The organism is Bacteroides sp. AN502(2024), assembly GCF_041227145.1.
Taxonomy (GTDB): domain Bacteria; phylum Bacteroidota; class Bacteroidia; order Bacteroidales; family Bacteroidaceae; genus Bacteroides.
Window position 1 is genome coordinate 863,768 of record NZ_JBGFSP010000003.1, and the last position, 13,204, is coordinate 876,971.

Annotated in this window: 10 protein-coding genes and 1 tRNA gene; 8 read left to right on the forward strand and 3 right to left on the reverse strand. The window is 39.0% G+C overall.

The features are described from left to right. Positions 1–86: 86 nt before the first annotated feature. Both AB9N12_RS03340 and AB9N12_RS03345 read right to left on the reverse strand, forming a co-directional pair. Positions 87–3,023, reverse strand: a complete 2,937-nt coding sequence (locus tag AB9N12_RS03340; protein ID WP_369889661.1) for a TonB-dependent receptor — start codon at positions 3,021–3,023, stop codon at positions 87–89. 83 nt (positions 3,024–3,106) lie between these two features. Then, positions 3,107–3,511 (reverse strand): hypothetical protein, encoded by a 405-nt coding sequence (locus AB9N12_RS03345; RefSeq protein WP_369889663.1) that lies wholly within the window; start codon positions 3,509–3,511, stop codon positions 3,107–3,109. A 79-nt stretch (positions 3,512–3,590) separates the two neighbouring features. On the opposite strand from AB9N12_RS03345, the gene aroB reads away from it, so the two are divergent. Next, positions 3,591–4,652: a 3-dehydroquinate synthase gene (gene aroB, locus AB9N12_RS03350; protein WP_369889665.1), complete on the forward strand. Its 1,062-nt coding sequence runs from the start codon at positions 3,591–3,593 to the stop codon at positions 4,650–4,652. Between the two features lie 68 nt (positions 4,653–4,720). On the opposite strand, the gene AB9N12_RS03355 is transcribed toward aroB, so the two are convergent. After that, positions 4,721–5,587 carry a helix-turn-helix domain-containing protein gene (locus AB9N12_RS03355; RefSeq protein WP_369889667.1) on the reverse strand — a complete coding sequence of 289 codons (867 nt, stop codon included), beginning with the start codon at positions 5,585–5,587 and terminating at the stop codon, positions 4,721–4,723. A 306-nt stretch (positions 5,588–5,893) separates the two neighbouring features. Here AB9N12_RS03355 and AB9N12_RS03360 point away from each other — a divergent pair. The 7 genes from AB9N12_RS03360 (at position 5,894) to AB9N12_RS03390 (ending at position 13,138) form a co-directional block, all read left to right on the forward strand. Next, a tRNA-Pro gene (locus AB9N12_RS03360) sits at positions 5,894–5,968 on the forward strand. A gap of 126 nt (positions 5,969–6,094) precedes the next feature. After that, positions 6,095–7,315, forward strand: a complete 1,221-nt coding sequence (locus tag AB9N12_RS03365; RefSeq protein ID WP_369889669.1) for a site-specific integrase — start codon at positions 6,095–6,097, stop codon at positions 7,313–7,315. Between the two features lie 68 nt (positions 7,316–7,383). After that, complete coding sequence (locus AB9N12_RS03370; protein ID WP_369889670.1) at positions 7,384–8,295, forward strand: hypothetical protein; 912 nt, start codon at positions 7,384–7,386, stop codon at positions 8,293–8,295. A gap of 227 nt (positions 8,296–8,522) precedes the next feature. Next, on the forward strand, positions 8,523–9,104 hold the full coding sequence (locus tag AB9N12_RS03375) for a hypothetical protein (RefSeq protein ID WP_369889671.1): 582 nt from the start codon (positions 8,523–8,525) through the stop codon (positions 9,102–9,104). A gap of 62 nt (positions 9,105–9,166) precedes the next feature. Next, positions 9,167–9,598 (forward strand): hypothetical protein, encoded by a 432-nt coding sequence (locus AB9N12_RS03380; protein ID WP_369889673.1) that lies wholly within the window; start codon positions 9,167–9,169, stop codon positions 9,596–9,598. Beyond that, positions 9,595–11,322, forward strand: a complete 1,728-nt coding sequence (locus AB9N12_RS03385; RefSeq protein WP_369889675.1) for a hypothetical protein — start codon at positions 9,595–9,597, stop codon at positions 11,320–11,322. Before AB9N12_RS03380 ends, AB9N12_RS03385 begins: the two co-directional genes overlap by 4 nt. 799 nt (positions 11,323–12,121) lie before the next feature. Continuing rightward, the gene (locus AB9N12_RS03390; RefSeq protein ID WP_369889676.1) at positions 12,122–13,138 is read left to right on the forward strand and encodes a DUF3871 family protein; all 1,017 of its coding nucleotides are present in this window, start codon (positions 12,122–12,124) and stop codon (positions 13,136–13,138) included. The last annotated feature ends 66 nt before the right edge of the window (positions 13,139–13,204 follow it).

The window sequence follows — 13,204 nt, forward strand, 5'->3', positions numbered from 1 at the left end:
GATTAACAAAAAAGTCCCAGCTACAACATCGAATGTTGTGCTGAGACTTTCCTTCTTATTATTCTATTTAAATCAATAGTGCTGCCTTAGTGTGGTCTGCCACCACCATAACTACCGCCATAGCCCCCACCACGAGGGCCACGCGGGCCAGCGCCATCAAAACCACCATGGCGCATATTGCCGCGAGCCTCTTTGTTTCCAAAAATATTCAAACGATAAGAGAAGCGAAGCATGCAATAGCTATTAATTCCATTATATTCGGAAACAGAACGCATATCGGCTGTCAACGAACGGCTGATGTTGGATTGCTGCCGCAATATGTCATATATCTCAAAACTAATAGTTGCAGCATTGCCTTTCAGGAAGTTTTGAGCAATTTGTGCATTCCAAATAAGTTCATTCTTATTCATGCTGGCGTCACGATAACCACGACGCGCATTATTCGTTATATTGGTCGACAACGTCATATTCCAAGGCAAAGAGATATTAGTACTTGCTCCATAACCGAATGTATAAGGCTCCTGATTATTTTCCGGACGCAGTTTATTTCGTTCAAAATTATAGTTGATCGAACCATTCAAAGTAAACTCAAACCAGTCGTTGCGAAAGGTCCCATTCAGATTTTCTCCTAAAGCCAATGTTGTACTGGTATTCTTGTCATTTACTTTGGCATCTTCATTGAAAAGGAAAGAAACCTCATTAGTATAGTTAGCGTGCGAGAAAGAGTTTATAGTGAAACGTTTATCCTTCAATGCTGTATTGAATCCAAACATTCCCATCACATTCCAGTTTCCGTTAATATTCTCCGGTTTGACTATTACTCCACCAGTACTCTGATTATAAGTAGTAGCATTAGTAATGCTGTTCTGAGTCATATTCAAGTTTGCGTGAGCCATTATACCACGTTGGCTATCTGCATTATAAGTATTATAGAATAAACGCATAGAATGAGAAAAAGAAGGCTTCAATCCCGGATTACCCTTACGAATGTTTAACGGATTAGAGTCATCGGTTACATCCAGCAGATTTTCCATACTCGGCTGACTTGCACGTCCCCGATAAGTAAAACGTAACTGGCTGGTCTTAGAAAACCTGTAACGAAAATCAACATTAGGAGCAAAATTGAGCACATTTCTTTTTACTACAGTATCTACTTCAGCTTTCTTATAATCTAATCTAGTATTCTGCGGTTGAAGAGATATTCCAAAATTCAATCTATACTTTTCGCGTATAACATTCAATCCCGCATTAATATCATGATTGTAATATTTATATTGAGCATATTTACTCAAATTTCTATCCTTATTCTCTTCATACCCTTCAGGCAGACCATCACCAAAATTCCAAGACCAATCCTGTCCTTTATCCGCATCAGGAATCAAGCTATATGTACTCCTGTCACTTTCACTGAATTTATATTGAAACTTGTAACGGAATTGCAAGAAAGTGGCTTTCGCAACCGGCTCACTATAGGTCAATTCTGCTGTATAACCATAACTTTGAGTGGGAGAAGTAGTATACCGTTTACGATCATCATCCTTTTTTTTCGCGTTATCATCAAAATAACGCGTCAACGATTCACTAAACTGTTCACTATCATTATCTCCATAACTAAAAGTACCACGAAATGTAATGTTTCGCCCCTGATTATTCAATTTCCGATTCACCTGTAAAGAACCGTTCGCAGAAAGAGATTGACCTTCGGATTTTGATTCACTATTACTAGCGTTAACACGAATAGCATCCAAAGGATCGTTTGTATTTCCCCAAAAAATCTTATTCAAAAACTCATTAGGATTAGACACCAGATTAAATGGATCTTCATTAAAAGTACCCGATTCGGATATGGAATAGCTATTAGACTTTCCATAAGAAATGTTCGGACGGAAAATAATGTTAGTCAACGTATCCGGTTTCCATTCCAAACGAAAGTCAGCATTGAAGTTTATATTCTTGTTACGACCTTTACTGTTTGAGTTGGAGTAAGAATTTCCATTTTGAAGGAAACGTTCCGAGTAGTTTGTGGATGTTGCATCCCGATCACTGAAGTTATAACGGGCACTACCACCCAGTTCCAGTTTATCGGTCTGAGTAGCAAAGTTAGCTCCAAGCATCTTGGTAGCAGTTAAACCGTTACTGTTCCGGAAACGAGGTCTACCACCTCCGCCGGAAAATCCCTGATCATTTACATTGTTGGCCGAACCAATTAAAGAAAATTGGCTATTTTCGACAAAACGATTCAACATCAAGTTACTTCCATAACGGTCTTCTGTGCCACCGGCAACACCTGCGTTACCAAACCAACCTTGATTCATACCTTTCTTAACTTTCAGGTCAAGAACCGTTTCTTCTTCCCCATCATCTATCCCAGTAACACGTGCCAGATCCGATTTCTTATCATATGTTTTCAGCTTATCAATCATGTTGACCGGCAAGTTCTTCAATCCGGTTTTCACATCACCACCAAAGAACTCTTTACCATCCACCATAATCTTCTTTACTTCCTTACCATTGATTTTAACATTACCGTCATCATCAATCTCGGCTCCCGGCAATTTTTTCACCAGTTCTTCGAGCATCGCTCCTTCCGGGGTACGATAAGCCGCCGAGTTATATTCCAAAGTATCTTCTTTTACAGTCACCTGTGGAGCCTCACCGGTAATCACTGCTTCCTTCAGCATAACAGCATCCGGATCCAATGCAATGGTTCCCATTTTTTTATCAGTGGTATTAGCTGATAATTGCACTGGTACAAGTTTGGTACGAAACCCGATATAGGAAACTCTCAACACATATTTTCCGGCCTTCACTTTGGGAAGAGTAAACCATCCCTGATTACTACTGGCTATACCGGCAGCATAAGCGCTATCGGGTAATGATAACAATTGAACTGTAGCCTGCGCTGCAGGCTCTTTTGTGTCAGCTTCCACCACACGTCCCGAAACGGTAATAACCTTATTCTGTGCAAAAATTGAGAAGGTGCATAGCAACATCAGCACCAACCCTGCTGAAAATCTTTTCATTTACCTTATTTACGATTATATTAGTAGCAATAACAATGTCTTTTTGACAAATCGAATCGCAAAAGGTTTAATTGAAAAGAAAATTATCTTTTAAAGAATCGATCAACAAGCGCTTTTTTCAGACCAAACTCCAGGCAAAGCACATTAAAAACTAGAAAAGTCAGGAAAGAGGAAGTATCGACATTTATCACATCTCCTTGTATAACACGCCACAACATGCCACCAAAGACGAACAAAAATGTTAAAAAGATGGCATTACGAACAGACAAATTACGAATCTGCTCCGTTTCACGGCTCTCATTTTTGCTGAATGCAAAGATTATCAACAAGCATCCCGCCATCATCAGTAATTTTGTACATTCTTTGTAAAACAGCAAGTTATTATCAGTTACTACTCCCTGCATCATTAGAATAAAAGGGATGAACAGAGCTACCAACAAGACCACATATCCTAAAGGACGACAATACACAGGTAATAATGCTTTCATAATTGAACGTTTTAATGAGACAAAAGTAAGTAAAAAAAATATTTTATATACATTTGCAAAATAAAAAAGCAAAAGAATCATGAGTAAACAAGAAGTTATTCTCTGCGAAAGCTTGGAAACAAGCCTCGGTCGTGCCATTGAATCATGCCCACATGACAAATTATTCGTCCTCACAGATGAGCATACCCAGCGTCTTTGCCTTCCTTCCTTAAAAGCATCGGGCTTACTGAAAGATGCCATAGAAATCTGCATCGGAGCTGAAGATATGCACAAAACTCTAGAGACGCTTGCCTCCGTCTGGATGGTATTAAGCAGACAAGGAGCGACCCGGCACTCTTTGCTTATCAATCTCGGAGGAGGAATGGTGACGGATCTCGGAGGTTTTGCTGCAGCTACATTCAAACGTGGTATTTCTTATATTAATATACCGACTACTCTGCTGGCTATGGTAGATGCATCAGTAGGTGGTAAAACAGGAATCAACTTCAACGGACTGAAAAATGAAATCGGCGCCTTTGCGCCAGCAAGCAGTGTATTGATTGAAACTGAATTTTTACGTACACTGGATGCACACAATTTTTTCTCCGGATATGCTGAAATGCTAAAGCATGGTTTAATTAGCCATACGGCACATTGGGTGAAATTACTCCATTTCAACACTTCCAATATTGACTATGCAGCTCTCAAACAATTGGTAGGTCAATCGGTGGAGGTGAAAAAAGATATTGTAGGCCAGGATCCCTTTGAACATGGAATCCGCAAAGCATTAAACCTCGGACACACTGTAGGACATGCATTTGAAAGCATGGCATTGGCAGAAACCCGTCCGATATTGCATGGATATGCGGTAGCTTGGGGAATCGTATGCGAACTATATCTTTCCCATCTTAAAGCAGGTTTCCCGAAAGAGAAAATGCAACAAACGATCCAATTTATCAAAGACAATTATGGTGTATTTACTTTCGATTGCAAGAAGTATGACCAACTATATGCATTAATGATGCATGACAAAAAGAATACTTCAGGTACAATCAATTTCACTTTATTGAAAGACATCGGAGATATTTGCATCAATCAAACAGCTGATAAGAATACCATCTTCGAGATGCTCGATTTCTATCGCGAATGTATGGGAATTTAATCCATCCGATATCAGATATATCGCAAAATTAAAAATTATTGCCTATTGTGAAGCAATTGTCCTCGCTATTATTCAAAGCTACTTATTCGATACTGTGAAAGCGACATTCCTGTATGCTTTCTAAAAAAACGTCCAAGCGACGATTGATTCGCAAAATTCGTTCTAATTGCTATTTCCTGAATATTCAGACTTGTATTTTTCAATAAAGCCTTGATTTCTAATATAATGTACTCAACAATCCAATCTTTGGCAGATTTTCCACTTGTTTCCTTGATTACCATAGTCAGGTATTTGGAAGTAATACACAGTTTGTCTGCATAAAAAGCAACATCCTTATTTTCCTTAAAATGCTTCATGATAAGCCTAAAGAATTTATTAGCCAACTCTTCCTTACGGGTATCCCCGCGGACAGTCATCAAGCTCGATTCCTCTTGATAAGTATTGAACAGTCCCAAATACAGATACCTCAACAAATGAATAATCAGCTCCCGCCTATATATATCTTGAGAAGTAACTTTATCTTTTATCATACCTAGATAATTATACATCCGTGGAATGTCGCATTCCGATTGCGGATACCAATAATGACTCCGCATATAGAAAAAGAAATGCGGCGAAAATCTAGGCACGCCACTTAACACATCACTAAACAGTGAAGTAGATATTGCCATTGTAATGGTCGAAAAATCTTCACTTGGCTCACTAAATGAGACAAAATGTCCGGGTAATAATATAATCAATTCCTCCGGTTGTGTCCAGTGTACATCCTCATGCACTGTGATCTTAGCCGTTCCACTTAAGCAATATATAATCAACGCTGATTGATTATTAGAAGGATAAGAAGTCAGAGGGAGATATTTCAGATTTTGATAGAATTTAAAATCGTCACCCAAGACGTATATCTCTAACGTCTCTCTATTTCTAATGTCTAACATTTAACACCTTTCTAAACTAAGTCTTTTTTTACAAATGTATAACTTCCTGAATTACTACACACCCCATATGGAAATATAGTATCACACTAAGGAAATCAAAATCTTTTTATTCACATTAATTCATAAACAAACTAACAGAGAGTTAGTTCATCTGTCATTCTCCTATTTTAGTTTTATTATAGACTCCCCAGCTTTTTTATAATGCTTTTAATACAAAGAATCAGAATCATATCCATAAATCATATTAGAAAATTCAACGGATTATTTGCTATTTAAAAATTAATGAGTACCTTTGCATCCGCAATTCGGGGTGTAGCTCAGCCCGGTTAGAGTACGCGTCTGGGGGGCGTGTGGTCGCTGGTTCGAATCCAGTCACCCCGACTGAAAGAAAGGCATTGATAATCTGACGATTATCGATGCTTTTTTGCTTTATTGGCTGTTTCTTAAATCTTGCGGTTGACGCTATGGTTGACGCGAAAAGTCAACCAAGAAGTCAACCAAAATTTTATGAAAGCATCAGTTTCTGTAATCTGCTACAAGCATAAAGTGCTTGCAAATGGTGAATCACCACTAATGTTAAGAATAGCAAAAGATGGCAAACGTATCATGAGAAGTTTAGGATTATCCGTAAATCCTATCTATTGGGACTTCGGTAAGAATCAGCCCAAAAGTAATTGTCCGAACAGAAATCTCATCAAACAACTAATTCTTAAAACTGAAATGGAGTATCAATCAAAGTTACTTCAAAAAGAAATGAAAGAAGAAGAATTCACAGCCTCATCGTTAATCCACGAAAAGAAAGATGAAATCAAAGCTATGACTGTAGATGATTTTTATAGACTGATTATCAAAGAACTTAAAGAGAAAGGGCAGATAGGCACAAGTTATGCTTATCTCAACTCTTACGACACCCTCAAAAACTTCAATAAGGGTAAAAAGTTGAACTATACATTTAGCTATATTGACGTAACTTTCTGCAAGAATTTTGAGGATTGGATGCGCAGAAAAGGTAACAAGGACACCACTCTAAGCTATCAGTTTCGAACTTTAAGAGCCGCATACAATCGTGCCATTACTGCCAAAGTCGTAAGTAAAGATAAAAATCCATTTACTGAGTTCAAGTTAAGCCACCTCAACACTAAGACCATGAAGCGAGCTTTGTCTAAAAATGATATTCTCAAAATAATGAACGCAGATTGCCACGACAAAAGCGAGCTAAGCCAACTTGCACATGATTTGTTCTGTTTCTCTTATCTTTGTGGCGGAATCTCATTAGTTGATATGGCTAATCTGACACCACTTAATATTATCGAAGGTCGATTGATATACCAACGACAGAAAACACACGGCAACATCAATCTACAGTTATCAGATAAAGCCATGCAGATAATCAACAAGTACAGCAATTATCAGAAAGAAGCCGACTACTTCTTCCCCATCCTACACTGTAAGCGACATATCACACCGATGCAAAAACATAATCGTGTCCGAAAGTTCTGCCTACATATCAACCATGAATTAAAGATATTGGCAAAAGAGCTAAACATTACAGCCAACGTAACAACTTATGTTGCCCGCCATTCTTTTGCTACCATTCTTAAAAAGTCTGGAGTAAACATCGGCATCATATCACAAGCATTAGGACACCAAGACATAAAGACAACCCAAATCTATCTTAGCAAATTCGACAATGAGCAGGTGGATGAAGCAATGAAAAACCTGCTATAATATCAAATAATCCTGTCTGTAATTGCCATAGGCAGGATTATTAGCTATTTTTGCAAGAAAACAGTAATATGAAATATATAGAAATACCGATGTCCGCTTTCCTCATAATCGAGCCAATGACAAAGGAATGTTACGGGATAGACCGTCACACAATCTCCGGACATATATGCGATTCTGTTGATGCACGTACTTTAAAAGACGATCCAAGAGTTTCCGGATATTGCGATGAAAACAATACGGTGAACTTGTTCTCATACGCAATGGACACAATCGAAAAGATTTTAATACCTGTATCCGATGAATACGACATGGAAGAATTTAATCAGTTCTACGGGAACCATCCTGTAGATGATATTTCGAGAACGGTCTTACAGTTTATGTACATATTGACAATGAACAGGAGGAAAGACCGTCTTACAGAATCCGAAGAGGCGGAAACGGCTTATTGGGAATACGTCAGATACATACGTCCCGAAATGCTGCGATTATACATCGCCCTGCAAAAGAACCACCTACGTTACCAATGCAAAATCACAATAGGATATGACAAACCGGTAGTTATTGACAAGCAAGAACCGTGGGCACAGATGGCATTGGAAAACTATTTAAATAAATTTCTTGGCGTGGATAGTCTGAAAGATGCAGAACGGGAGCTGATGACCATTTACGGAAAGAAAACGGGTGTGCCACTGGATAAAGAAGAAACTCGTTATATGTGGGGAACATACCAGCTATTGCAAACAATAACCACGATGAAATCCAACAAGAAAAAATCGGTAACTAATGAACAAAGCAGGTTTATAACCGATTACCTTATACTTAACAAAATGATTGGTGTGGATGAAGCGGACAGCAACAACATACGTGTACGACTGAAACACTTTCTAAAGAACTATGACACTCTTGAAGAATTATTGGACGAACAAAATTACAAGACATCGCCCAATAATCCCGATTCGAAATACGGGATATATTTTTAAATCATTAAATATCAAACAAATATAAAGCACTTTTCCGATATGGCAAGGTGCTTTTTTTATTGTGGTAAAAAACTCGCTTAAACTCCATTGATTTTTTTACCGACTTCTCCTAACAAGCCTTACTAATTTTGCAACGTCAAAAAGGAACAAACGAGCAAGTGCGCATAGCTTCAGTAGTTCTTTAATGATATTATTATCTATATGTTAAATATTTAAAAATGAAAATTATGAAAAATATTAAATTTTCAGAAGAGTTAAATAACAAAGTAGAGAACATAGTAGAAAACACTAAAGTAAGTGCAGAGTTTGTGCAAGCATTGAAAGAAGCATTTCTTATGTTCCCTGTCAAAACGGACATGCGTTTCAAACAATCTTCAAAAGGCGAACTGGTCATATCGGTCACAGTCGTTTACAGTTCCGGCATGACACAGCATTTTGAAGGCGCAGGAGATGCAGACCTTATTTCGGCAATACATCTCGGTATGGCTAAAATAATAAACGGCTTACATGACTACAAAGCGGAGGAGCACGAGGTAGAGACTGCCAAAGAGGGGGAAAGCCTGATGATGGAACTATTCAAACAATACATGAACTCTACCATGAGGGGCTATATTGAAGCAGACTGGTACAGTAACAGCGGGGAGCGTTACCGTTGCGTGAGATTCTCATCCACATTCAACGGGAATGTGAAGTTCTGTATGAAAGCAACGGATGAAGTGAACAGTCTTATCAGGGAAGCCTGCAAACCCGAATGGATGAAGAAAACGGAAGCCGAACAACAAGTTACCGGACAGAATGAGGTAGCCTAAGCAGTCAGTCTGAAAGAAAGTCGAGACAATCTCGGCTTTCTTTTTTAATTGGAACAGAGGAAATGAAACAGATACAATTTACCCAAGCATATAACAATGAAGTTGCACACAGGCAGGTGAAGCTGTTGATGAGGCAACACAAGCAGCTTTATATCCAAATGAACGGTGAAGCATGGATAAGCAGCCAAGGGGCAACGGGAATAAGGTACCAACTCAACGAACAAGGCTGGCAATGGATTCTTAACTATCTGCAAACAGGAGACTATGAGGATTTCGGAATCTTTCCGTCCGATACTTCACATACGATTACAGACTTCCCGACAATTTGTCTTAAAGAACTGATAGAACAGAAATACAACATTGCAAGAATCCCATTTTTACGGGAGACCGAAGCCTATATAAAACTTAGGGGGCTGTTCCGTTTCGGAAAGCTCTTTTTCAGCATAACCAGAACCGATGAATTTATGGATTATCTAAACAGCAAAGGATTATGATTACACTGCACAAAGGACAATACTTATCAGACGTAATGGATAAAATTCCGTCAGACTGCATACTTTCCAAAAGAATACCCGGCTGTGGTGCCACGACTTTGGAACTTGAAACCAAAAGACATTCCATTATCGTAGTTCCCAATGTACCCGTTATTAAAAGCAAATGCAAAAAACACCCCAATCTGTTAGGTGTTTATGAAGATGTCACAATAGATAAGATCCGAAATTATCTGACTAATAACAGACTGCATAAAATAATGACCACACCCGAAAGTTTCGGCAAAGTGAAGACCGCCTGTAGCAATATCGACATCTACAACCATTTCTTCCTGCTGATGGATGAATGTCAACAGCTGATTAAAGACGTGGACTACAGGATAGACATTGTGCTGCCCATGAATGACTTTTTCCGCTTCAAAGGCAAGGCGCTTGTTTCCGCCACCCCTATCGGATTCAGCGACCCGAGATTTAAAGGGTTTGAAACCGTGGAGGTAAGTGCCGATTATGATTACAGGCAAGAAATAACGGTTAAACATACTTATAATATAGCCAAGGCGATTGGCGAATATCTGGAGAGCCATAACGGGACTATCTGTTTCTTCATCAATTCGATAGTTGAAATCTACTCTTTAATGAAACACTTCAATATGCTTGATGAGGCAGCCGTTTATTGTGCTCCCAAAAGCCGTTTGAAATTGAAAAGTGAATACTCCTTTGATAATGCCTATAATGATTGGAGCGCAGATACCATGAAGAGATACAATTTCTTCACCGGCAGGTTCTTTACGGCATTTGACTTGGACCTGCCCTATCAGCCCGACTTGGTGATGGTTACAGACCCTTATGTCTCCGAATACACCCTGCTTGACGTTGATACGGACTGCATACAGATTTGCGGAAGATTCCGTAACGGCATAAAATCGGCAACACATATCTACAGAGTAAATCCACAAATAATAACTAAGGACAGGGAACAGATAGAATGGGAAATATCAGCGCATGAATTTGCCTATAACACGATACAGACTTTATATAACAGTGCCGATAACAGGGAAAGCAGGTTCGCGTTCGGTGCCGTACTTGAAACTATGCCATTCCGCAAATTCCTATATCCCGACTTTACAAAGAACTGGTTTGCCATAGACAATGAAATCAACTCAGTATTGGTGGACAACAGATACCGGTCAAGGCAGGAAATAATGAACTGGTACAATGACTGCCATTTCTTCAATCCCATATTTGAGAATTGCGAATATAATGGGAATGACGAGAAATTAAAGATTATCAAGGCTGCACGCTCGGTAAAGGACAAACGCAGAAAAATGGTGCAAATCCTTAGTGAAATGGAAACCCCCAATTCAGAATACGCCTTAGACTTCATTAATGATATACGGAAGATTGACCCGTTCATTGTGGAAGCGTTTGAAACTTTGGGCAAAGAGAGGATAGAGGAACTGAAATACAACAAGAAGAAGATGAACGAGGAAATGATACTCTCACAACGCAAAGGGAACAAGGTTGTCAAGCTCATTAAGAATATATTTAAGGTTGGAAACAGATATTCCAATGAATTTATAGTAAATGAGTTGACCCGGATCTTTGACTTGATGAACATACACCCCGAAAAGGACATCACACCGAAGATGATTAAGGATTATTTCCAAGCCGTGAATTGTTGGGCTGGCAAGGAGAAAGGTTATCAGCTGGTAAGTGAGCTGGTTTAGCCAATACCAACCTTTTCTTCAATTCTTGTATTTACTATACCCGATACAGAAATTCGCAAAAAGGTTGGTCGTACCCTGACCTATTGACAAAACCGCTGCATAACTGATGATTCTGAATCTTTAACTTGGGACTTTTTCAGGATATGAATACAATAACACAGACAGGCAATCAGAGGAAACGGCAGTTCCGAAAAAATCGCCAAAACCTAATTCTAATGTCCGAAAAAGTGGTGTTCAATTTAGCAGGTGCGGAGGGTTCAAATCAGCAGGCTTACTTACTGATACCTATATACTAATACCTATTGTTCAGACTTTATAGGAATAGATACCCTACTATATTTTCAGAATCTTAGTAACCATATACTAACTTTTATAGTGGACTGATACAGAGCCGTAGGTGAACAAAAACTTGCGGCTCTTACTGTTTGGTTGGCGGACAACCCCAAAGCCTGCAAAAGGCTGGATCGGAAATTTTAATGGGTTCGGGCTAAAGTTTAGATTTTATATGGCATACTCCAAAACCAGCCCAGCATGAACAATGCCATTAAAATGGCTGATTAATGAATGAAAAGCCATCCCCCAATTTAGCTGAAAGCCAAGGGTATGAGAATTCCCCCAATAAAGCCCCCTCCCATAAAGTTACTATACCTTATTATATTATAGAGTTAGTCAAGAGAGGGTTCTACCATTAAAATTCCCCTCCCTATGGACTTATTGGAAAAACAAATGATAAATAACCGTATATAATCCCTGACATAATTATAGTAAACAAAAAGTATCATTTAAAATTTTATACATTATGAAAGATTTAACCATTATGCCTGCTATGGCAAAAAAACGTGAGAGAATGAACTGGGGTGAATATGCGGAAGAAGCTACCATAATTGTAACCGCAAAACCAAGTGTCAGTTTCTTGGAAGCCAATACAGATTCCATCACATTGGACGAGCTTGCAAACAAATGTGTTGTTCCGACTTGGGCTAACCAGGAACTGACCATCGCACACCAAGACTTTATCTCCTGCGTGCATGATGCGTCTTGTTCATTCTACGCCGGGGAAAGAGTGAACACTCCGGAAATAAGAGTTTCGCACATTGTACGCGGCAGGATACCCTCCGCACTGGGAAAAAAGGCTTCGGAACTGCTGGAATGTGAAAAGACACAATTCTATCAAAGACTTGCGTTTGCTTTCACTGTTCCAACCATTTTTGAAACAATTAGAGGACAGAAACTTGAATTGTGCATCGGTGGGGTAAGGAATTATTCAGACCTCAATCTTTATCGTGCATCCAAAGGATTGGAGAAGTTTTCTGTCTTTATCGGTTGGAGAATGAAAATCTGTTCCAATCAGATTCTTACCGGTGAGGGTGTCAAATTCAACATGGAAGTAACCAACATCAGTGAACTTTACAGAAATGTGCTGGAATTGTTTAACAGCTTCAACCCTGCAAAGGAAATACATTTGATGCAGGCATTATCAGAAACTTATCTGTCCGAAACACAATTCGCACAGATTGTTGGAAGAATGAGAATGTTTCAGGCACTTTCACCAGCAAGACAGAAAGCAATACCCAGACTTTTAATCACTGACAGCCAGATAAACAGCGTATGCCGTGACTATTACACAAACGAAGTGTTTGGAGTGAAAGATAATGCCATATCTCTTTTTGATTTTCATAATTTACTCACCCAAGCAAATAAGGCTAGCTATATTGACAGCTATTTACTACGAGCCGTAAACGCCACCGAAGTCAGTGTAGGAATTAACAATGTCCTGCAAGGGATTGACAACAAATACGCTTGGTTCTTGGGCTGAGTGGATGATTGATTGGAAGAGGGCATCCGATGGGTGTCCTTTTCCTGTTGTCTTACCGATTAACTA